The organism is Streptomyces sp. NPDC031497, from assembly GCF_055580905.1.
The window spans coordinates 195,390-218,502 of record NZ_JBVIKO010000015.1; the positions used below are offsets into that span (position 1 = coordinate 195,390).

13 protein-coding genes are annotated in these 23,113 nt (G+C 70.9%); 8 read left to right on the top strand and 5 right to left on the bottom strand.

Annotated elements, in window-relative coordinates:
- Window positions 1-56 precede the first annotated feature (56 nt).
- A complete protein-coding gene (locus ACZ5K7_RS28715; protein WP_468917666.1) occupies window positions 57-470 on the bottom strand; it encodes a hotdog family protein in 414 nt (137 codons plus the stop codon).
- The gene (locus ACZ5K7_RS28720) at window positions 467-952 is read right to left on the bottom strand and encodes an FAS1-like dehydratase domain-containing protein (RefSeq protein WP_468917668.1); all 486 of its coding nucleotides are present in this window, start codon (window positions 950-952) and stop codon (window positions 467-469) included. Before ACZ5K7_RS28720 ends, ACZ5K7_RS28715 begins: the two co-directional genes overlap by 4 nt.
- Before the next feature lie 127 nt (window positions 953-1,079).
- Between ACZ5K7_RS28720 and ACZ5K7_RS28725 the strand changes: the two genes are divergently transcribed.
- From ACZ5K7_RS28725 to ACZ5K7_RS28735, 3 genes are read left to right on the top strand one after another with little or no spacing between them, the layout of a single operon-like run.
- On the top strand, window positions 1,080-1,946 hold the full coding sequence (locus tag ACZ5K7_RS28725) for an alpha/beta fold hydrolase (protein WP_468917670.1): 867 nt from the start codon (window positions 1,080-1,082) through the stop codon (window positions 1,944-1,946).
- A 17-nt stretch (window positions 1,947-1,963) separates the two neighbouring features.
- The gene (locus ACZ5K7_RS28730) at window positions 1,964-4,282 is read left to right on the top strand and encodes a CaiB/BaiF CoA-transferase family protein (RefSeq protein WP_468917673.1); all 2,319 of its coding nucleotides are present in this window, start codon (window positions 1,964-1,966) and stop codon (window positions 4,280-4,282) included.
- The gene (locus ACZ5K7_RS28735) at window positions 4,279-4,437 is read left to right on the top strand and encodes a hypothetical protein (protein WP_468917676.1); all 159 of its coding nucleotides are present in this window, start codon (window positions 4,279-4,281) and stop codon (window positions 4,435-4,437) included. The genes ACZ5K7_RS28730 and ACZ5K7_RS28735 overlap by 4 nt, the downstream gene beginning before the upstream one ends.
- 129 nt (window positions 4,438-4,566) lie before the next feature.
- On the opposite strand, the gene ACZ5K7_RS28740 is transcribed toward ACZ5K7_RS28735, so the two are convergent.
- Window positions 4,567-10,722, bottom strand: coding sequence for a LamG-like jellyroll fold domain-containing protein (locus ACZ5K7_RS28740; RefSeq protein ID WP_468917678.1), 6,156 nt, complete (start codon window positions 10,720-10,722; stop codon window positions 4,567-4,569).
- A gap of 415 nt (window positions 10,723-11,137) precedes the next feature.
- Between ACZ5K7_RS28740 and ACZ5K7_RS28745 the strand changes: the two genes are divergently transcribed.
- Both ACZ5K7_RS28745 and ACZ5K7_RS28750 read left to right on the top strand, forming a co-directional pair.
- Window positions 11,138-17,839: an RHS repeat domain-containing protein gene (locus tag ACZ5K7_RS28745; RefSeq protein ID WP_468917680.1), complete on the top strand. Its 6,702-nt coding sequence runs from the start codon at window positions 11,138-11,140 to the stop codon at window positions 17,837-17,839.
- A 17-nt stretch (window positions 17,840-17,856) separates the two neighbouring features.
- Entirely contained in the window at window positions 17,857-18,198 is a 342-nt protein-coding gene (locus ACZ5K7_RS28750) for a hypothetical protein (protein ID WP_468917682.1), read from the top strand.
- 426 nt (window positions 18,199-18,624) lie between these two features.
- Here ACZ5K7_RS28750 and ACZ5K7_RS28755 read toward each other — a convergent pair whose 3' ends face one another.
- Together ACZ5K7_RS28755 and ACZ5K7_RS28760 are read right to left on the bottom strand one after the other, a co-directional pair.
- A complete protein-coding gene (locus ACZ5K7_RS28755; RefSeq protein ID WP_468917685.1) occupies window positions 18,625-19,275 on the bottom strand; it encodes a response regulator transcription factor in 651 nt (216 codons plus the stop codon).
- The gene (locus ACZ5K7_RS28760) at window positions 19,263-20,549 is read right to left on the bottom strand and encodes a sensor histidine kinase (protein WP_468917688.1); all 1,287 of its coding nucleotides are present in this window, start codon (window positions 20,547-20,549) and stop codon (window positions 19,263-19,265) included. The genes ACZ5K7_RS28755 and ACZ5K7_RS28760 overlap by 13 nt, the downstream gene beginning before the upstream one ends.
- Window positions 20,550-20,684: 135 nt before the next feature.
- Here ACZ5K7_RS28760 and ACZ5K7_RS28765 point away from each other — a divergent pair, with 135 nt between their 5' ends.
- From ACZ5K7_RS28765 to ACZ5K7_RS28775, 3 genes are all read left to right on the top strand, one after another.
- Entirely contained in the window at window positions 20,685-21,200 is a 516-nt protein-coding gene (locus ACZ5K7_RS28765; RefSeq protein WP_468917691.1) for a hypothetical protein, read from the top strand.
- A gap of 53 nt (window positions 21,201-21,253) precedes the next feature.
- Window positions 21,254-21,739, top strand: a complete 486-nt coding sequence (locus tag ACZ5K7_RS28770; protein WP_468917694.1) for a hypothetical protein — start codon at window positions 21,254-21,256, stop codon at window positions 21,737-21,739.
- 208 nt (window positions 21,740-21,947) lie between these two features.
- Window positions 21,948-23,111 carry an exonuclease SbcCD subunit D gene (locus ACZ5K7_RS28775; RefSeq protein ID WP_468917696.1) on the top strand — a complete coding sequence of 388 codons (1,164 nt, stop codon included), beginning with the start codon at window positions 21,948-21,950 and terminating at the stop codon, window positions 23,109-23,111.
- The last annotated feature ends 2 nt before the right edge of the window (window positions 23,112-23,113 follow it).

Below are 23,113 nucleotides of genomic sequence, written 5' to 3' on the forward strand. Positions count from 1 at the left end.
TCGTATGCGCCAGTCCCGTAGGAAAAGCCGACCGCGGTGAAACTCCTGGACCCGTCTCACCCCGGGACCACCACCGCCCGCCCCCGGCAGCACACCATGCACCCGGCGCCGCAGCGCTCGACCAGATCGAGAGTGACCGCACCGCTGACCGCGTCCACGGACGCCACGGTGCCGGTCACCACCAGCCGGTCACCCACGTGGGCCGGCGCCCGGTTCTGCCACCCCACCTCCCGCACCTGTCCGCCCGCGCCCGCGAACTCCGCGGCGGCACGGTGGAAGAGGCAGCCGTGCAGCTGCGCCATCACGACCGGCCCGGCCAGTCCCTCCGACCGGGCGAACCCGGTGTCGTAGTGGATGCGATGGGCGTTGCGGGTGACCGCGCCGAACCGCAGCAGGGTGACCGCATCGGGCGTCTGCTCCACGGGCGGGACCGTCTGCCCCACGACGATCCGCCGCTCCTGCCCCGTCATCGGACGATGAACCTCTCCGTGACCTCCACCAGCGTCCCCCGCTCCGCGCCGTACACCTTCTCCACCGTGAGCAGCAGGAAGCCCTCGCCGCTGCCCTTGCGCTCCACGGCCGTGAGCGTGCGCCGCAGCTCGATCCGGTCTCCTGGCCGCACCGCCTCGATCCACCGCACGGCCTGCCCGCCCGCCATCAGCCGGACGTCGAGCCCGTCGGTGCCGGGCACCTCGTCGCGGTACATGCCGTCCGGCCGGAACTCCGCCGGGCCGGCCCCGGGTGCCCCGCGCAGCAGACTCACCACGTACATCGGATGGACGGCGAAGTCGGCGCGGGCGGGATCGACGAGACACGGCGCGCTCTCCCCGGCCGCCCGCGCGAACTCCGCCGCGTCCTCGGCCCGTACGACCCCCAGCGACCGCCGCTCCGCACTCCCGATCGACGCGCGGGCCCGCTCCTCGACCAGCTCCAGCACGGTGTTGTGGATCATGCGTTGCCTCCTGCGGTCATCCCGTGCCCGGACGCTAGGGACGGCCGGCCGCCGGGCGCCACGGAACCGGCCCGCTCAGCGGAACGCTCCGCTTGGGCGCGGACCGCCGCCGTCCCACCATCGGTCCATGGACCTCATGGACATCCAGGCGCCCCCGGAAGGCGCCTACGCGGAAGCGGACGGCGTCAAGTACCACTACGTCGAACTGGGGGAGGGCAGCCCGACGGTCTTCCTGCACGGCGGCGGCCCCGGGTGCACCGGATGGTCGGACTTCGGACAGGTGGCACCCTTGTTCGCCGCGGACCGCCGGTGCCTGCTCGTGGACATCCTCCAGTACGGCAAGTCCGCCAAGCCCGTCATCGAGGGCCCCATGTGGGACTACCACGCGGCGAAGACCGTGGCCCTGCTCGACGAACTCGGCATCGAGCGGGCCGACTTCGTCTGCAACTCCTGGGGCGGCACCATCGCGCTCAACCTCGCCGCCAAGTACCCCGCGCGCGTGCGGTCGTTGGTGATCACCGGCAGCATGCCCGTCTTCTACGGCCCGCTCGCCCCCCTCCCGGAGGGCGGCCGGCGTGGCCGCAACGCCCGCGACGTGTACTACGGCGGCACCGGCCCCTCGTGGCAGAAGATGCGCGAACTCATCGCCCGCCTGGAGTGGTTCGACCCCGGCGCCATCCCCGACGGCACCGTGACCCTGCGCTACGAACAGAGCCTCGACCCCGAGGAGACCGCCCTCGCCGGCGCCTCCGACAACCCGCGCGGCGACTGGCAGGACCTCACCGCCGAACTCGGCCTGATCGCCGCGCCGACGCTCTTCCTGTGGGGCATGCACGACGCGTTCCTGACCCCCGACTACCCGCTGATGCTGGCCCGCATGATCCCCCAGGGCAACCTGCACGTGATCAGCGAGGCCTCCCACCACCCACAGGAGGAACGGCCGTACGACTACCACAGCGTCGTCTCCGGCTTCCTGAACCAGCGCCACAACTGATTCTCCGGGGAGGAGACATGAGCGAGACTGCCGTGCGTGTCGTCGAACTGCCCAGCCCCTTCACCCGGTTCGCCGGCAGGCTGCTGGTCGGGCTCGGCTACGAGGTCGTGCTCGTCGAACCGCCGGAAGGCGACGAGACCCGACGCGAACTCGACGGCGACGCGTTCGTCCACTGGCACGCGGGCAAGCGATCGGTGGTCCCCGCCACGCCCGAGGAGCTGCGTCGCCTGCTGGCGGGCGCCGATGTGCTGCTCGACGGGAGCCCGACCGGAGCCGAGGCACTCACCGAGGGTCTGGATCACCTCGTACACGTCCGTGTCACCCCGTTCGGCCTCGTCGGCCCCCGCACCGGCTGGCAGGGCACCGACCTCGTGGTGGCCGCGCTGGGCGGCATGCTCGCACAGGTCGGTGAACCCGACGGCCCGCCGCTGCGGCTCCCCGAGCACCAGGCCGAGCAGCTCGCCGGCGTCAACGCGGCGATCGCCGCCGTGCTCGGCCTGCACGCCCGGCGGAGCGGTCCGGGACAGCTCGTCGACGTATCGGCCCAGGCCTGCGTGGCGGCCGCGCTGGAGGCCGGAACCCTCACCTACCTGCACGAGGACCGGGTGCCGCCACGCCCGGGCCGCGTCCATCCGCTGGTGCCGCACGCGCTGTTCCGGGCCGCCGACGGCTACCTGGGCGGTGGTCTCGGCGGCAGCCCCCGGATGTGGGACGCGCTGCTCGACTGGCTGCGCGAGGAGGGCGCGGCCGCCGATCTCACGGAACCGCGCTGGCAGGACCCGGTCGAACGCAAGAAGCACCAGGAGCACGTCTTCAAGGTCGTCCAGGACTTCGTGGGGAGGTGGCCGAAGGCCGAGTTCGCGGAGCGGGCCCAGGCCAGGAAGCTGCCCTGGGCCGCCGTCGACCTGCCCCACGAACTTCCCCGCAACCCGCAGCTCGCGGCCCGCGGCTTCTTCACCCGGGTACGCACGGGGGAGGGGGAACGGACCGACCTGGGCTTCCCCTTCGCGTTCCCGGAAGGCCGCCGGGTCCGGGAGCTGGACGTCCGCGACCCGGGCGCGGACCAGGACCTTCTCGACGCCGGGCCCCGCCCCGCGCGCCCGGTCCCGGTCGGGCAGGACCCCGTACGCCCCGCCCTCCACGGCATCCGGGTCCTCGACCTGACCTGGGTCCTCGCCGGGCCGTACTGCACCAAGATCCTGGCCGACCACGGCGCCGACGTGATCAAGGTGGAGTCCGCGGGCCGCCCCGACCCCACCCGCTTCGCCCCCTTCATGCACCTGTCCCGCGGCCCGCACACGGATCCCGACACCAACGGCTACTTCAACGAGGCCAACCGCAACAAGCGCGGCATCGCGCTCGACACCCGGACCGGCGAAGGCGTCGCGGTGCTGCGGGACCTCATCGCGCACTGCGACGTCCTCGTGGAGAACTTCAGTTCCACGGTCATGAGGAAACTCGGCCTGGGCTACGAGGAGTTGCGCCGGATCAATCCGGACCTGGTGTACGTCAGCATGTCGGGCATGGGGCACACCGGGCCGCGCAACGGCTGGGTGTCGTACGCCGACACGGTCTCGGCGAGCTCGGGACTGACCGGACTGACCGGCTGGGGACCGGACGACGTGGTCGGTGTGATCTACGGCCACGGCGACATCGTCGCGGGCCTGCAGGCGGCCCTCGCCACGGTGGCGGCGCTGGAACACCGGGCCGCCACCGGGCGCGGGCAGCACGTCGACCTGTCCCAACTGGAGACGATCGCCGCCCACATGGGCACCAGTCTCCTCGGCGGACCGGAGGCGGAGCCCAGCGGCAACACCCACCCGACGTGGAGCCCGCAGGGCGTCTACCCGTGCCTCGGCGCCGACCGCTGGCTGGCCGTCAGCGTGCGCGACGACGCCGAATGGGCGGCGCTGTGCGAGGTGATCGGCCGCCCCGGACTGGCCACCGACGAGCGGACCCGGACGGCCGAGGCGCGCAGACACGCGGCCCCCCTGGTCGATGCCGCGCTGGAGGAGTGGACCCGCACGATGCCCGCCGACCTCGCCGCCGAGTCGCTCCAGGCACACGGCGTCCCGGCCGGAACCGTCCAGGACGGCCGTGAACTCGTCGAACACGACCCGCAGTTGCGGGCCCGCGGCTTCTACGTGCGCAAGGAGCACCCGGTCGCGGGAGCCTTCCTGCACGAGGGCGTCCCGATCCGCCTCACCCGCACGCCCGGCGGGATCCGCACGGCCGCGCCCGTCCTCGGCGCCGACACCGACGCCGTACTGAGCGAGGTGGCCGGGTTCCCGGCAGAGCGCGTCCGGGAACTCAGGGAGGCCGGAGTGCTGCGGTGAACGACACCATCCCCGGCCGGCTCGACGCATCAGCACGGGAGTTCGGCGATCGGATCTTCCCGCGGGTGGGCGAGGCGACCCGGACGTACGCACAGTCCCGTACGGCCGCGGCCACGATGGCGGGAGCGCTCGCGGAGCGCTGGTGCTGGTGCTGATGACGCCTGAGGCCCACGAGGAGTGGGTCTGGTGAGTGGCTCAGGTGCGCCTGGAGCGCCCCGTCCGAAACGTGGGCGGGCCCCGCCGCTCCTGGCCGGGAGTGGCGGGGCCCGAGGCGCATTACGCGGTCAGTGCAGGTTGCCGACCTCGGTCGCCGAGAGTGTCCTCGGGTAGACGTGGACGTCGGCGACGGAGCCGGGGAAGGCCAGGTACGGGGTTGTGGCGGAGGCGCTGTTGACGCAGCCGCCGACGGTCAGGGGCAGGGAGGAGTCGTACTGGGGGCTGAGGTTGGTGGCCGTGCCCATCAGGGTGCCGTTCTGGTAGAGGGCCATGTTGCCGGTGGTGGACTGCCCCGGGACCGGTGCCCGGAAGGCGGCGACCAGGTGGGTCCAGGTGCCGACCGGACCGGAGTTGTTGTCGCCTTCCGCGGTGGGGAAGTCGGAGTTCTCGTCGTTGGTGGTGGTCGTCTGGAACATCCAGGCGCTGCTTGCCTTGTCGTACGAGAGGTAGAAGGCCTGGTGCTGGGTGGTGCCCTGGCAGACGGCGGTGGTGCCGAGTGCTGAGTTGATCTTCACCCAGGCGGAGACGGTGTAGTCGCCGAGGGTGTTGACCGCGCTCTGCCTGCTCTTGAGGAAGCCGGTGCTGCCGTCGAAGGCGACGCTGCCGGACAGTCCGCTCGGCGCGTCGCTGCCGTAGGTGGCGCTGCCGGTGGCGGTGACGGGGTTGAGGGAGGCGGTGTCGGTGCCGTTCGATCCGAGCTTCCACTCGTCCTCGGGCATGCCGTTGTCCCAGCCCGCCGGGACGATCACGCTGGCCGCGTCGGCGTCACTCGCCGGCATGGCGTACGGGTAGACCTGCACGTCCGAGACGGAGCCCGGGAAGGCGTTGTACGGCGAGGTCGCGGTGGGGTCGTTGATGCAGCCGCCGACGGTCAGGGGCATCGACGAGTCGTACTGCGGGGTGAGGTTGGTGGCGGTCCCCATCAGGGTGCCGTTCTGGTAGATGGACATCACGCCGCTGCTGTCGTCGCCGTCCACGGGTGCGGTGTAGGTGACCAGGAGGTGGGTCCAGGTGCCCACGGCCCCGGTGTTGGTGTCTCCTTCCGCGGTGGGGAAGTCGGCGTTGTCGTCGTTGGTGGTCGTGGTCTGGAACATCCAGCCCTTGTTGCCCCGGTCGTAGCCGATGTAGAACGCCTGGTGCTGGCTGGTTCCCTCACAGATGGCCGTGGCCGGATTGTCCGTGGAGTCGAGCTTCACCCAGGCGGAGACGGTGTAGTCGGCGGAGGTGTCGACCGCGGTGTGGTCGCTCTCCAGGAAGCCGGTGCTGCCGTCGAAGGAGGTGGCGGTGGCCGGCGCGTTGACGGCGTTGGGTCCGGTGGAGCCGAAGGTCGCCCCACCGACCGCGGTGAACGGGTTGTCTCCGCGTGCGTCGGTGCCGTCGGTGGCCACCTCCCACTCGTTGTCGGGGGTGTCGCCGCCGGTGGCCTCCGGGACGATCAGGTTCGGCGCGATGCCGACGACCTGGGTGTTGGTGTCGTTGAGGTAGCGGGCGGCGAGGTCGTCGTAGTACGTGTTGGACGGGTTGCCGCTCGAGAGGTCCGCCGCCTTCACGGTCGACGAGATGGCCGTGCCGTCCGTGGAGACCGCCGCGGCGAAGTCGATGACCTGGCTGCTGAAGTTGTCGAGCAGGTACTGGTTCACCACCTCACGTGCGGACTCCTGGGCGGCCGTGCCCGGGTGGGCCGCGGTGAACGGCGGGATGGTGGTCAGGTAGACGGTGAGGTTGGAGTTCTGGGTGACCGGCTGCCCGTTGATGTAGGCCTGTCCGTCGTCGGTGTAGTACGAACTCAGCTCGCTGTTGAGGGCGGCCAGGCCGTTCTCGACCTTCGTGGCGCAGGTGTTGGCGTCGCTCGTGCAGTTGAGAAGGTCACTGGCGCCGGTCGAGACGAGAACGGTGCGCACGTTGCCCTGCGCCAGGACGTTGCGGTCCAGCGGGTTGAGCGCGTTGGTCGGGGAGTCGCTGTTGGTGATCTGTGGCAGCAGGTTGTTGTTCAGGCTGCCACTGTTGGTGCCGGCGTTCAGCACGCCGTAGTCCACGGTGCCTTCACCGTTGGGATCGTTGACGATGGCGCCTGTGATGGCGTCGCTGAGGTGGTGCCGGCCGTCGCCGCTCGCGGTGTCGCCGTTGACGCTCTGGTCGCCGTAGAGGACCAGTGAGCCGGTGGGTGCGGTGGTGGGCGTGGTGACGTCGATGCCGGCCAGGTAGGGCAGGCCGGTGTACGTGGTCTGCGTGTACTTGGTGGCAGCGGTGTCGCCGGTGCGGTTGGCCGCGTCGCTCACCCAGACCGGGGTCTGGGCCGCCGCGTGGCCCGGCAGGGCCGCCACCGAGCCGTGCACCTGCAGGCTGACCAGCACGGTCGCTTGCTGGTCGACGTGCAGGGTCACCGGGTCGCTGGTGACGTCGCCGCCGGCCGGGACGGTGACGGAGGCGGCGCCGTTGAAGGTCACCGGCGTCGGCGCCGAGGCTGCCGTGGCGCCACCCGCGGTCCCGTCCTGCGGAGCCACCGAGGCCGCGTCGAAGGTCACGGGTGCGGTGCCCATGGCGTTGGACAGGTGGAGGCGGACGCCGTTGCCGTCATCGGTGCCGATGCTGACATGGGCCGGGATGCGCAGGGTCTGCCCGTTGACGGTGGCGGTGGTGCCGCCGGACTGTGTCACCTTGGCGGTGTCCTGGACGGAGGACCAGGTGCCGACCCAGTGCTGGGCGCCGGTTCCGCTGCCGGTGGTCGTCAGCGGGCGCACACCCATGCCCAGGATGTGCAGGGTGGGCTGGCCGGCCTGGACACCATTGGTGAACAGCGGGAGGGAGATGCTGCTGATGACCGAGCCGGGGCAGGCCAGCGGGACGCTGATGGCGTAGATCTTCGGCCCGGGACTGGGGCTGGTCTGGGTGTTGTTGCTGTGGTTCTGGTGGACCAGGGTCACCGAGGCGGACGAGGCGGGGCCGCTGAGCCAGTCGGGCACCGTGTCCAGCGTGTAGGACTGGTCGGCCGGGTCGCCGTTGGGGTCCAGGCAGTTGTTCTTCGCGTAGGTGATGCTGCCGGTGGCGCCCTTGGCCGCGCCGCCGGTGGCGAAGCCGAGGAAGACCACGGCTCCACCTGTGTTCATCACGCCGCTGCCGGGCACGGTGACGGTCTGGCCGGAGGCCAGCATGTTGTCGTAGGTGCCGGTGCCGAACTTGGGCAGTGTGACGGTCGCGCCGCCGACGGTCACCGACTTGCCGCTCTGCCAGCCCGAAGTGCCGGTCAGGTCGGCGGAGTTGAGGCTGTTTCCCGAGCCGTCGGCGTCGGCCGTGCTGGTCGTGGTGGTGAAGGTACTGGTGGCGGTGTTGTTCAGGCAGCTGCTCGTGGCGTTGATCGCGCAGGTCAGTGCCGGCGCCAGCCGCAGCACGTCGAGGCCCGCCTGGTATCCCGTCGAGCTGGGGTTCTTGCCGGTCAGGGTGAGGGTCAGGGTGTGCGCGCCCTGCTTGAGAGTGAGCAGCTGACCGCTCGCGTCCTTGGGGATGCCCAGGTTGACGAACCGGGTGGTGGTGTACGAGTTGTAGGCGTCCAGGCCGCTGAGCAGGGTGGCCTGGGTGGGCTTGCCCGCGTCCAGGACCAGGTTGTAGATGCCGTAGTCCTTGGCCCTGGTCAGGTTGACCCCGAAGCTCCAGGGACCGTCCTTGGGGATGTCGAAGCCGAAGGTCGCGCTGTCACCGCTGACCACCTTCGAGGTGGTGCTCTTGTTGGCCAGCATGGCCTGGTAGCCGTCGGCGAACTCGTAGCCGCTGCCCGCCGCCTGGCTGATCAGCTGGCCGCCCTTGGACGTGGTGGTCGCCTTGGGCACGACGGTGGTCGTGCCGTCGGTGTTGGTCGCCGTCCAGCCGGCGATCATCTTGTCGCCGTAGGCGTACGTCGGGGTGCTGGTACCGGCGTAGAAGGCGTACTTCGTCTCGGAGATGGACGTCGAGCCCGCCTGGTCCACGGCCTTGGCGTACAGCGTGTGCGGTCCCGCCTTGGCGGGGGCGAAAGCCGGGGAGGCGCTGCCGTTGAGGACCGAGGTGCCGGTGCCGGGGCCGTTGTCCGAAGTTCCGTAGTAGACGTGGCCCGGCACGATCGTCGTGCTGGTGGTCCAGTGGGTGACGCTGCTGCTGTAGACCGTGTTGCCGAGCGTGGCGTCCAGCGCGAACAGGTAGCCGGTGATGTTGTTGGTGTGGTTGTTGCTGAGCGTGAAGGTGCCCTTGTCGCCGAACGCCGCACCGATCTGCTTGGCCGGGAACTGACTGGATGTCACTGTCGGGGCCGGTGGGGCGCTGGTGTCGACCGTGAAGCTCTGCGTCTTGGTCCAGATGCCCGAGCCGGTGCCGGCCCAGTACCCAGCCGCGTTCTGCGCGGTTGCCTTCCAGGTGTAGTTGCCGTCCGGCAGGCTCGGAGTGGTCCAGTCACTTCCGTTGGTGTTGTACCGGGCGCGCTTCTTGGAGTCCGTACTGGGTCCGAAGCCCTGGTGGATCAGGGTGCCGGAGGAGTTGTAGACGTTGTACTCGATGCGCACCAGCTCGCTGCCGCCCGCCAGGTCCGGGTCCACCGCGCGCGCGGACAGCGTCGGCGTGTGGGTGGTGGTCATCGTCTTGCCCATGTTCACGCTGGACGGCTTGATGGCGGGGGTGCCGGTGCCGTTCTTGAGCTTGGGCCGGTAGCTGTAGGTGACCGACATGGTCGCGCCGCCTCCGTAGGCGAGCTGCTTCCACTGCTGGGCGTCGTTCATGTCGGGCGACTGGACCATCAGTGTCATGCTGGCCCAGCTGCCGGCGGCCGCGCTCTGCGCCCGCGAGGTCACGTCGAACTCCAGCGACGGCGGGCTGACCCAGGAGTTGGCGCCGTCCGTGACGGGACAGGTGCCGGCCTCGTGGCTCTTGGGGTTGGTGCCGAGCGAGCCGGTGCGGCCGCCGGGCTCGTGACCCCAGTACAGCGAGGAGGAGCTCCAGCCGGCGGGGCGGTCGGTGCCGTAGACGGCGGCCGGGGTGTCGGCGCAGGAGGCGGCGGAAAGCTGCTTCACGTATAGCGAAGCGTGGCTGACCACGGCGCCTTTGATGCCGCTGGTGTTGATCTGGTAGTAGGTGCGTGCCCGTTCACCGTTGCCCGGGCTGTTGTTGTCCCAGCCCTCGCGGGCGTTCGTGGAGCCCGAGGTGGACGTCGAGTTGTAGACGTTCCAGCCGTTGTCGGAGATCCGCGCCCAGTCCAGCTGGGAGGGTCTGCCGCTCCACTCCGGGTCCACGTAGACCGGGTACGCGGTGCTCTTCGCGGACAGCAACTTCTTGTCCAGGCGGAGCAGTTGCCTGCCCGACTTGAGGGTGACGCGGACCCGCGAGCGGTGTTTGCCGACCTTGGCCGCAGCCTTGTGCTCGGCCCCCGCCGAGGAGGCGGACGCTACGCGGGCCACGGCCTTGTCGCCGGCCGGCCGGCCGGCGCTGTCCCACATCAGCGCGGTGTCGCTGTGAAACACCGTTCTGCCGGTGTGCCTGTCGGTGGCCTGCGCGCCGCCGTCACGGGTGGGGGCCAGCTTCAGGCCCGCCGACGTGGTGTTCAGGGCGAGGCTGTCCAGGCGCGGATCGGCCGCGGCCTTGGGGGACTTGATGACCAGGATCGAGGAGTAGCCGGAGGCGTCCGCGGTCAACTGGAGGTCGACCTGCGGCAGCACCTCGGGGTAGGTCGCGGTGTCACCGGATATCACGGGCCTGGGCAGCGTGCCGGGCCAGGAGAAGCCCAGCCTGTCGCTGCCGTCGCGCAGCGTGACCAGCGCGCCGGGACCGCCGCCGGAGAAGGCCACGTCGGTGACGGCGGCCTTGGGCGCCCAGGTGCCGTCCGCCCGCCGCTCCAGCGTGGTGTCGATCGGCACCCACTTGCCGTGCCGGCGAGTGCGCTGCGGCATCGAGGAGTCGGTGCGGGTGAACGTGCCGTTCGGGTTGGCCACCACCTTGGTCCCGGTGTCGGTGAGCTGGTCGATGGTCACCGGTTTACCGGTTGCCTTCGCCCGGGCGGACGCCGACTCGGTCGCATTGAGCCGTCGGGCGGCGGAGTGCGGGTGCCGGTCGCGGTGGGATGCCGCGTGAGGTGATCCGGTGGGCGCCGCGTCGGCCGGCACCGTCGCCGACAGGGACGCGGCGGCCAGGGCCGCGACGACGGCTGCGGCGACGGGTCTGGAGGCGGGACGTCTGGATGTGCGTATGCGTGTGCGAAATGCGGACATGCAGGCTGGGATCCTTCGCTGGTCTCTTGCGGTCCCCCGTGGGTCCGCGCCGCTGTGCATTCTGAGGTCCGGGAACGAGAAGGGTCCATTGCCAAATGACCAGATGAAGACCGAAGTTGGTCCGTTTTTGATCTATAGGTGCGCACTTGGTGCTCAACTTGTGTTTCCTCTTGGGTGTTTCACAGGAAATTCTTTACCTGTGGAGGGTCTGTGAGGACCTAGCGTGACGCCCACGGGGGAAGTGATCTTTGTGTGCCCCCGTTTGACGTGCACTCAGACGCCCGTCGGGCGACCTGTGTGCTCCTGCTCAAGGAGGGGGTCGCGCACTATGGCGCGCACAACGGGGTGGAGTCGGGCCCGGTGGGACTCACGCACCCGAAGATTTCGGCGTACGGTCTTCGTGACGGTCGGCGCCATGGTTCTGTCGGGACTGCTGCCCGCCGGTATGGCCGCGGCGGCGCAGACGGAGCGCCATGTGGCGGCCCCGCCCGCCCCGCACGACAAGCGGATCCCCTTCACTCACGCGAAGCCCCGGCACACCGTGCCGCACCAGGGGTTCAAGCACTTCGACCCCGCCGCCCACGGGAAGCTCCCCCTGCCGGGCAGCGCCGAGGTCACCCTGCCCGTCGCCCCCGCCGCAGGGCACCTGACCGCCAGGGCGACGCAGAAGCGGGCCGGCGGCACACCCGTCCTGCTCGGCCCGGCGGCAGGCGCACGGCCCGCGGCGAGCGCCGTCACCGGGGCGCAGCGCGTCCGCGTGACCGTGCTGGACCAGAAGGCCGCCCGCGCCGCCGGTGTGCACGGTGTGCTCTTCACGCTACGGCGCACCAGCCCGGGCGGCGGAAAGGTCGCACTGCGGGTCGACGACTCCTCCTTCCGCTACGCCTTCGGCGGTGACTTCGCCACCCGTCTGCACCTGGTGCAGCTCCCCGCGTGCGCGTTGACCACGCCGAAGCGGGCCGAGTGCCAGGCGCAGACGGCGGTGCGCACCGCTCCGGGAGCGCCCCTTTCCGCGCAGGTCACCGTGCCCGGCACGGCATCCGCCGGCACCGCCCGTGCCCGTACGGCCGCCGCGTCACCCGGCGCCATGGTGGTCATGGCGGCGGCAGCGGGCTCCTCGGGCCCGGCAGGCGACTACTCGGCGACCAGCCTGTCGCCCGCGGGCTCGTGGTCGACGTCGGGGAACACCGGCGCGTTCACCTACAGCTACCCCGTCACGGTGCCTGCCGCGATCGGCGGCGTCACCCCCCAGGTCGGCCTCTCGTACGACTCCTCCAGCCAGGACGCCCGGACGGAGGGCACCAACAACCAGTCCTCGTGGCTGGGCGACGGGTGGAGTTCGACGGAGAGCTACGTCGAGCGCACGTACAAGCCCTGCGACGACGACTCGTCCTCGGGCGCGCCCAAGAACGACGGCGACCAGTGCTGGGCGGGACAGATCCTCACCCTGTCCCTGAACGGCAGGTCGACCCAGCTGGTCTACGACGACACCACCAAGACGTTCCACCCGGCGCAGGACGACGCTACCACCAAGGTGGAGGACCTGACGGGCACCACGAACGGCACCGACAACGGCGAGTACTTCAAGGTCACCGAAGGAGGCGTGCAGTACTTCTTCGGCTACAACCGCCTGCCGGGCTGGAGCAGCGGCAAGGACGAGACCAGGTCTGTCTGGAGCGAGCCCGTCTACCACGCGCACAGCGGCGTGTCGGCGTGCCCGGACAGCACGACCTTCGCCGACACGTCCTGCACGCTCGGGTACCGCTTCAACCTGGACTACGCGGTGGACACCCACAGCAACGCCACCGCCTGGTACTACGCGCCGGAGACCGGCTACTACGGCGCGGACATGAAGAACACCGCGGTCGCCTACACCCGCGGCGGCACCCTGTCCCGCATCGACTACGGCATGACCGCCTCGACCGTCTACTCGGGCACCGCCCCGGAGCAGATCCTCTTCGACACCGCGGAGCGCTGCATCCCCGGCACCCCGGCGGGCAACACCTGCGCGGACAGCCAGTTCACCGCGGCCAACGCGGCCTACTGGCCGGACGTCCCCGTCGACCTGAACTGCACCTCAGGTGCCGACTGCACCACCCACAGCCCCAGCTTCTGGTCGCGAAAGCGCCTCACCTCCATCACCACCCAGATCCAGGTGGGCGGCGCCACCAAGCAGGTCGACAAGTTCAGCTTCACCCAGTCCTTCCCCGACGGCGGCGACCACGCCCCCACCCTGTGGCTGGACTCCGTCCAGCGCACCGGCCTGGACACCCAGGGCGGCGCCACGGGCAGCACCTCCACACTGCCGGTGAGCTTCGACCCGCCGCTGCAACTGCCCAACCGGGTCGGCACGATCCCGCAGATGCCGCTGATGTACCACGACCGCATCCAGACGATCACCAGTGAGACCGGCGCCGAGACCTCCGTCACCTACGACCGCCCCAACTGCTCCAGCGCCCCGGCGAGCGACCCCGACGACCCCACCGACGCGGCGGCCAGGTCGTTCGCCTCGACGAACACCCTGTCCTGCTTCCCGGTGTACTGGACCCCGACGGGGCAGCCGGCGCCCTGGATGGACTGGTTCTACAAGTACAAGGTCACCTCCGTGGTGACCGAGGACCCGCACAACTCCTACCAGGACGGCTCGCAGCCCAGGCTGGAGACCGACTACGCCTACAAGGGCAACCCCGGCTGGCACTACGACGACAACGAGGTCGTCAAGGCGAAGAACCGCACCTGGGGCCAGTTCCGCGGCTACCCGGAGGTGGACGTCACCACCGGCGATCCGAACGTCTTCCACCTCACCGACGGCGCCCAGGTCCACGACCAGAAGACGCTGACGAAGACGCACTACTTCCTGGGCATGGACGGCGACACCCTGCCCGGCGGAAAGACCCGTTCGGTGCCAGACCTGACCAGCCAGGACGGCACGGTCGACGTCGCGGACGACGACGCGTTGGCCGGGCAGGTCTTCGAGACCGACAGCTACACCAGTGCGACGGGCAGCCTGGACAAGGCCGCCGTGACCGTACCGACGGTCATCGGCCCCACCGCCACCCGCAACCGCAGCGGACTGCCGGACCTGATGGCGCGGATGGTCCGCACGGCCAAGACGCTGACCCGGCAGGCGGTCTCCTACGGCTGGCGCAGAACCGAGACCGACACCTTCTACACCACCGCCCTCGGCAAGCCCACCACCGGCATGCCCGTGCAGGTCGACGACCGGGGCGAGACCGCCGACAGCCACAACGTCGCCCAGTGCACCTACACCCGCTATCTGTCCAACACCAGCCCGCTGCTGGTCCTGCCCGCGGAGACCATCACCACCGCGCAGGACTGCACGACCGCGGGTGCCACCCCCAGCGGCACGCTGATCTCCGACGCCCGTACCTCGTACGACAAGAAGGCATTCGGCTACGACGGCGACGGCAGGCAGAACCCGGCCCTGCCCGACCACGGTGACGTCACCCTGGTCCAGAAGGCGTCGGCCGCCGGCGGAGCCACCGCCACCGCGTTCGTCGACGAGGTCGCCACGGACTACGACTCCTACGGCCGCGCGAAGAACGTCACGCGTACCCCCAACTCCACGTCCCCGGACGGCAAGAGTCTCGCCCAGACCGTCTCCACCGCCTTCAGCCCGAGCAGCGGCGCCCTGCCGACCAGCACGGTGACCGCCACCCAGGTGACGCCAGGCGCGGCCTGCACCACCGACAGCACCAGCTCGAAGGACTGCCAGGTCTCCACCACGACCGTGGACGCCGCCCGGGCACTGCCGGTGGCCAAGACCGACGAGGCGGGCCTGCTCACCTCCCTCACCTACGACGCGCTCGGCCGTCTCACGGCCGTCTGGCTGCCCAACGAGAACAAGGCCAACAGCGCGCCGGCGAACATGACCTACAGCTACCGGCTGGCCCAGAACGCGCCCACCGTCATCAGCGAGAACACGCTGCTGGACGACGGCACCTACCGGACCGGCAAGACGCTGTACGACGCCATGCTGCGCACGCTGCAGACGCAGGACACCGCCGAGAACGGCTCGACGACGGTGACCGACACCCAGTACGACTCGCACGGCTGGACGGTCCTCACCCACAACGCCTACAACATCGGCGGCGCCCCCAGCGACACCCTGGCCAGCATCTCCCAGGTGTCCATACCGGACACCACCGCCACGGACTACGACGGTCAGGGCCGGCCCGGCCTGGTCACCGAGGAGCACGACGGTCACCGGACCGTGGCCACCACCACCGCCTACACCGGAGACCGCACCACGATCCTGCCGCCGAAGGGCGGCGTGGCCACCACCAAGGTCACCGACGCCCGCGGCCGGACCAGTGAGCTGGACCAGTACACCACCGCTCCCACCGTGTCCGGGTCCGCCGCCACCGGCTTCACCGCCACCGGCGGCACCCCCTCGGCCACCACCTACGGCTACGACAAGGCGGGCCGGCAGGAGCAGGTGACCGGGCCGGACAACGCGGTCTGGAAGTTCGGCTACGACGTGCTGGGCCGCAAGACCTCCCAGACCGACCCGGACGCGGGCCCGAGCAAGTACGGCTTCGACGACGCCGGGAACCTCGTCTCCACCACGGACGCGAGGCAGGTCGAACTCGACTACACCTACGACCTGCTGGGCCGCAAGCTGGCCGGCACCGACAAGAGCAAGTCGGACTTCAAGTTCGCGTCCTGGACGTACGACACCCTGCGGATCGGGCAGCCCACCTCTTCGACCCGGTTCGTGCAGGGCGTGACCGGCGGTTACACGGTGGCCACCACGGGCTACACCACCCTCGGCAAGCCCACCGGCAGCACGATCACCCTGCCCGCGTCGGAGGCGCCGCTGCCGACGACGTACACCACGTCCTACTCGTACACCACCAACGACCAGCTGCTGAAGACGCAGAGCGACCCGCGCGCCCAGGGGCTGAACAACGAGACCATCACCTACACCCGCGACAAGCTGGGCAACCCGACGAGGACCAGCAGCAGCATCAGCACCTACGTCGACGCCTCCGTCTACACCAACTACGGCGAACCCTCGCGGCTGACGTTCGGCCCCAGCACCAACCCGGCCTGGGCGACCTATTCCTACGACGACCAGACGCGCCGGGTGACCGACCGTCTCATCGAGCGGACCCAGGCGCCCGGCCCCACCGTCGACGACACGTCGTTCGGCTACGACGACGCCGGAAACCCGACCTCCGTCACGGACCGCCAGTCGGAGACCGGTAACACCGTCACCGACCAGCAGTGCTTCGACTACGACACCCTCGCCCGGCTGTCCTCCGCCTGGACGGCGACCGACGACTGCAAGGCCGACCCGCCCACCTCGGGCACCCTGGCCACCACGCCCGGCTCCTACTGGCAGTCCTACGGTTACGACGCCGTCGGCGACCGCCGGCAGACGATCGACCACGCGGTGGGCTCCGGCGGCACGACCACCACGACCAACTACGTCAACGGCTGCACCGCCGCGTGCAACTCCACCGGCGCCCAGCCCCACACCCTGACCGACACCACCGGAGGCGCCGACCCGACGCACTTCGTGTACGACACCGCGGGCAACCTCCTCACCCGCACTCCCGTAAGCGGTCACGGCCAGAGCCTGACCTGGGACGACGAGGGCCACCTGGCCGAGGTCGACACCACCGGATCGGCCCCCACGGCCACCAAGTACCTCTACGACGCCGAGGGCAACCAGCTCATCCGGCGCGACCCGACCCAGACCACCCTGTTCGCCGGTGACACCGAGATCGTCGTCAACACCTCCGTCACCCCCAACGTCCTCCTCGGCGCGGTCCGCAGCTACACCCACGGTGGTGGCAGCGGCCTGCCCGTCGCCGTGCGCTCCAGCCTGTCGGGCGGCGGAGTGAAGTACCTGTTCACCGACGACCACGGCACGGCGACCCTGGCCATGGACGTCACCACCCAGCAGGTCGCCCGCAAGCAGTACACGCCGTACGGCCAGACACGGGCCGGCGCCAACAGCACCAGTTGGCCCGATCCCACCCGCTCGTTCCTGGACAAGCCGCAGGACACGAGCACCGGCTACACGGACGTCGGCGCCCGCAAGTACGACTCCGCGCTGGGCCGCTTCATCAGCGCCGACCCGGTCTTCGAGGCCAACAGCCCCCAGGAGCTGGGCGGCTACACCTATGCCGCGGACAACCCGGTCTCCAACAGCGACCCGACCGGCCTCGAAGTCGGCTCCAAGCCCAACTCCTGCCAGTACGACATCAAGTACTGCACCCCCCAGGAGCGCGGCGACCCGCCGTACCTCCCCGGCAGCGGTTCCAGCGGCTGCTACTACGTCCTGCTCGACCCGTGCGGTGGCGGTGGCGGTGGCGGTGGCGGCAATGGCGGCGGCGGTCAGAGCGGATCGGGCGGCGGTACCGCGACGTCGGTGATCGTCAACGGCACGGTCGCCGGTGTCCACGCCGGCACCAACCTGGTCAAGATGCTGTCCAACACGGAGCGCAACGCGGCCTTCCTGCGCGGCTGGGCCAAGTCCATGGGGTGGTCCCTGAAGCCGAACAGCCCTGTCGAGAAGTGGGGTTACACCGAAGCCGACGGTACCTTCGTCTGGATGCTCCAACTGAAGTTCCAGGCGAGCACCACACCCGGTCTGCAGCCGGGCAGTAACCAGCCCCGCGTCTCGGCCCGGCTCTTCCAGAGCGGCAAGTACAAGTCCACCAACCCGTTCACCGGGCAGGTGGGACAGAAGGCTGACGCGCTCCTCGGATCCTCCGACCCCAACGCCAATCTCTCGCACATCCCCCTGGACGAGCCATGGGTGAAACCGGGCAGCATCGACCTGCTGAAGAGCGGGGTGAAGGTCGGCGGCAGGCTGATGCTCGGGGCAGCGGTGGCGTACGACGCCTACGACGTGGCCTCGGCGCCGAGCGACCAGAAGGTCAGCACGGCGACGCGCGACGCGGCGGGTCTGGCCGGCGGTCTGGCCGGTGCGGCCTACGGAGCCGAGACCGGGGCGGCCATAGGCTTCGCCTTCGGCCCCGTCGGAAGCGCGGTCGGCGGAGTCGTCGGCGGCGTCGCGGGAGGCATCATCGGTAGCGGCGTCGGTGAGGGCATCGTCGACGGCATCAAAGATCTTTTCTGAGAGGAGCGGTTGAGCCGATGTCGACACCACCACCCGACGACCCCGTGGGGGTCCAGTTGATCGCCATCCTGGACGACCCGGAGGCCCCCGAGGCAGACCAGCTCGACGCGGCGATGGACCTGGAGTTCCACTCCGGTCCCCGGCTCGAGCAGGCGATCTTCGAGATCCTGCGGCGGGAGGACTTCAGCAGTGTCCTGGCCCAGTTGTGCGCGGAGTCGCTCGGCGGAATCTGGGCCAGGGAGGGCCGGATCGACGAGGCGTTCTTCCCGGAGCTGCGGGGGCAGGCGCTTCGGGAGGTGCTGAGCGTCCTCAGAGACCGCGCACCGCACCTGATCCCCGGGGGGATGCAGGAGGGCTGACACGCCTGCCCGCGGCGGCCCCACCGGTTCTCCCGGTGGGGCCGCCGCTCGTCCGGTCCGCGAACGGGCGAGGCCGGCGTCCATATGTCCTGCTCCGACGTTTGCGAAGGGCTCCCGCAGCCCACACGCCGCGGGCGCTCACGCACCGCACACGCTGCGTCACTTCTTCGTGACTAGGCGGTTTCGTTCGGAGCACCTGGCTGACCAGAGGAAGATGCTCGCAACGGGGAGTCCGGCCAGGTAGATGGCTGCTGTCTTCTCGTAGCGGGTGGCGATGCCTCGCCACTGTTTCAAGCGGTTGATGCGGCGTTCGACCGTGTTGCGTTGCTTGTCCGGCGGTGAGACGGAAGGCCAGGGGCCGGCAGTTGCCATCGGCCGCGAGGGCTCAGCACCGTTGTCGACTGGGCGTGCGGGCGTGATCGCGCACTATGCGGTCGCAACGCCCAGGAAGCGCAGCACCGCCAGGACGCGGCGGTGGTCGGCGTCGGCCTTGGGCAGGTCGAGCTTGGTGAAGATGCTGTTGATGTGCTTGGCGACCGCGCTCTCGCTCACGACCAGCTCGGCGGCGACGCCGGAGTTGGACCGGCCGCCCGCCATCAGCTCCAGCACCTCCCGCTCGCGCGGCGTCAGCCGGTCGAGCGGATCGCTGTGCCGGCGCACCAGCAGCTGCGCGACGACCTGCGGGTCGAGCGCGGTGCCGCCGGCCGCCACCCGGCGTACCGCCTCGGCGAACTCCTCGACGTCGGCGACCCGTTGCTTGAGCAGATAGCCGACGCCCGAGGTGTTGGCGGCGAGCAGATCGGCGGCGTACCGCTCCTCCACGTACTGCGACAGCAGGAGCACGGCGGTACGCGGGTACTGGCGGCGGATCACCAGCGCGGCGCGCACTCCCTCGTCGGTGAAGCCGGGCGGCATGCGCACGTCGGCCACGGCGATGTCGGGCCGGTGCTCCTCGACGGCTGCCAGCAGCCCTTCCGCGTCGGCGACTTGCGCGCACATCTCGAAGCCGGCCGCCTCCAGCACCTTGACCACACCGATGCGCAGCAAGAGGGAATCCTCGGCGATCACGGCGCGCACGGCAGCTCCACGGTGATGACGGTCGGCCCCCCGGCGGGGCTGCGGCAGGAGAACGTGCCGTCGACGGACGCGACGCGCTTGGCGAGCCCGGCGAGCCCGGTGCCACCGCCGGCCGCCGCGAGATCCGCGCCGCCCGCGCCGTCGTCCGCAACGACCACCAGCAGTATCTCCCCGATCCGCTCCACGGTCACGTCCGCCCGGGTCGCCTGGGCGTGTTTGACCACGTTCGTCAGGGCTTCGGAGACCACGAAGTACGCGACGGCCTCGACCGTGGGTGAGGGGCGCTGCGGCAGGTCCACCGCCACGCGTACCGGGATCGGGAGCCGGGCGGCGACCCCGGACAGCGCGGCGTCGAGGCCGCGGTCCTCAAGGACGGCCGGATGCAGGCCGCGCACCAGGTTGTTCAGCTCGGCGATCGCCTCCTTCGCCTCGCGGTGCGCCTCGTCGATCACCTTGCGGGCGTCCTCCGGCAGGTCGCCGAGGGTGGACCTGGCCAGGCCCAGGTTGACGGCGAGTGAGACGAGGCGCTGCTGCGCGCCGTCGTGCAGGTCGCGCTCGATCCGCCGCCGCTCGGCGTCGGCGGCGTCGAGCACGCCGGCCCGGCTCTCGGCGAGATCGGCGACCCGGCGGGCCAGCTTCTCCGTGCGGCTGGGGCCGAGCAGGACCTCGGCCGCCCGGGTCTCCAGCCGCACCAGAGCGCCGGTCAGCCGGGGCCCGAGGAACAGCAGGGCGAGACCGCCGGCGGTGATGTACGCGGCCTGCGTGGTGTACCCGACGTCGGTGACCCGCCACTGCGGGGGCAGCGCCCAGATCCACACGTAGATGGAGGCGGCCACGAGAGCGACGGCCCAGACGGCGAGGACGGCGAGGTCCAGGACGGCGAGCAGTGGACCCGCCACGGTGTGGTAGCAGACCTGCCGCCACAAGGCCCGCGTGGTCAGCCGGCGCACCGCCGACTTCCAGTTGCGTCCCGGCCCGGGTACGGCGGGGCGCGGAAGGTCCTTGCCGACGAGCGCCCGGTAGCGCCGCCGCTGCCCGACGGTCAGCAGGGGTGTCACCACGAGCGTGAGCAGCACGGGCAGCGCCACGAGCGTGAGCAGCACGGGCAGCGGAGTCGGGGCCGGCACCAACGCCGCCATCGTGCCGACCAGCCAGAGCCACAGTGGCACCACGGCGAGGTGGAGCGGCAGGCCGGCGGCGACGAGCGCGGTCCGGTGTCCCGCCCTGCGGAACGGCCGGCCCAGCACCAGCTGCAGCCACGTGGTGAGTTGCATGCGTCAAACGGTAAAGCCGCAGGCCATCCCCGTGCCATGACGCTCCCGCCCGGTTCGGGGGTGCACTTGTCTCCACCCCGGGTCGGAACCCTGCGTGACTGACGGCGCCCTGGTGTGCGGCGGAGGGTGGAGCACGTGAAGGGGAGAGCCGGCGGGGAGCGGGGAAAAACGATGCGTCAACTGGGCTTGTGCGATGAGGAAGTGGCCAGCGCCGAGGACTTCGACCGCGCCGAGGTCATCCCGCTCCACGAAGAGGCGGAGGAACCGCGCCCGGCGCGGGGCATGCGGCGGGCCGGGTGGCTGCTGGTCGCCTGCGGGCTCGCCCTGCTGCCGTGGCTGTACGTGCTGGCCACCGGCCTGCCGGCCACCGCGACCGCGGCGCACTGGCCGGTCGCCTGGGTCGGGCTCGACACGCTGGAGGCGCTCGGCCTGATCGCCACCGGCCTCCTCGCCGCCCGCGGCGACCGGCGGCACGCCCTGACAGCCGCCGCGACCGCGACGCTGCTTGCGGTGGACGCCTGGTTCGACACCACGACCGCGGCCCCGGGCGGCGACTTCGCCACCGCGGTCGCCATGGCGCTCGGCGCCGAGCTGCCGCTCGCCACGCTGTGCGGCCGGCTGGCGCTGCGGGCACTGAGCCGGCCCGCGTGACGCCGACCGTCCAGCCACATGCCACGGACCGAATCGATGCACCGGAGAACACCATGCACCGCCTCACCACCGCCCCCGTCGCCCCGATCCCGGCCCGGACCCGCTGGGCGGTCGCCGCCGGCGCGGGCGCCGCATTGGCCGCCGTCTGGTGGCTGGGCGACACGGCGCCCTATCCGTACGCCCAACGCGGCCTGCTCGACGTGCCGTTGCCGTTCCTGACCGCCGACCGGATGGACGCCGTACTGCGGCCGCGGCCGGGGGAGCGGATCCTGGAGATCGGCCCGGGGACCGGACTGCAGTCGCTGCACGGCGGCCAGCCACGAAAACCGCGGCGCCCCCACGAGGTGGGAGGGGAGTCCGGTGGCTTCCGCTGCGTGAATCCGGTCATCGATTGCGCTGGGCTCCTCTCCTTCAGCGGCTCCGGGGGCGCCGACCAGGCGGAGATCGGTGAGTTCCTGCGACATGAGCTGGAAGACCACTTCGGTCTCACCCCTCTTCCGTCAGAGCCGGAAGCGATGGCTGCCCGGGTGATGTCCTGAAGTGTCGCGGTGGCCCGCCACGCAACCACCCAGATCACGGCAGACGCCCACGGCCACCTGACCCCAGATGTCGGTGGCAGACTGAGGCCCGTGATGGACCAGGTGCTGACAGGCGTTAGCGTGGTCGGTGCGGAGAGCGAGAACCGTGCTGGTTCGGTGCTGTGGCCAGGGGCGAAGTAGGGAGAAACATGCAGGTCGGAGCAGCGTCTTGAGAATTCTGCACACTTCCGACTGGCATCTCGGCCGCACCTTCCACCGGGTGAACCTGCTCGGCGCCCAGGCCGATTTCATCGGCCACCTCGTCACCACCGTGCGTGAGCACGACGTCGACGCCGTGGTCGTGTCGGGAGACGTGTACGACCGCGCGGTCCCGCCGCTGGCCGCGGTCGAGCTGTTCGACGACGCCCTGCACCGGCTGGCCGACCTGGGCGTGCCCACGGTGATGATCTCCGGCAACCACGACTCGGCCCGCCGCCTGGGCGTCGGCTCCGGTCTCATCGACCGCGCGGGCATCCATCTGCGCACCGAGCCGTCGGCCTGCGGCACGCCCGTCGTGCTCGCCGACGCCTTCGGTGACGTCGCCTTCTACGGCCTGCCGTATCTCGAACCCGCCCTGGTGAAGGACGAGTTCGCCGTCGAGAAGGCCGGGCACGAGCCGGTGCTGGCCGCCGCCATGGACCGGGTCCGCGCCGACCTCGCCGCCCGCCCGTCCGGCACCCGTTCAGTCGTCCTCGCGCACGCCTTCGTCACCGGCGGCGAGGCCAGCGACAGCGAGCGCGACATCACCGTCGGCGGGGTGGCCGCCGTCCCCGCCGGTGTCTTCGACGGCGTCGACTACGTGGCGCTGGGCCACCTGCACGGCTGCCAGACCCTCACCGAGCGCATCCGCTACTCCGGGTCCCCGCTGGCGTACTCCTTCTCCGAGGCCGACCACCGCAAGAGCATGTGGCTCGTCGACCTGGCCGCCGACGGTGCCGTCACCGCCGAGCGCCTGGACTGCCCGGTCCCGCGCGCGCTGGCCCGTATCCGCGGCACGCTCGACGACCTGCTCGCCGACCCCGCCCTGACCCGGCACGAGTCCGCCTGGATCGAGGCCACCCTCACCGACCCGGTCCGCCCCGCCGACCCGATGGCCCGGCTCACCGACCGCTTCCCGCACGCCCTCAGCCTGGTCTTCGCCCCCGACCGCGCCCCGGACGACCCCGACGTGACCTACGCCCGCCGCCTGGCCGGCCGCACCGACCGCCAGATCGCCGAGGACTTCGTCGCCCATGTCCGCGGCGCGGGCCCCGACCAGCGGGAACTGACCGTGCTGGGCGACGCCTTCGACGCCGTGCACGCCGATCTCGCGGTGCGGGAGGTGGCGCGGTGAGG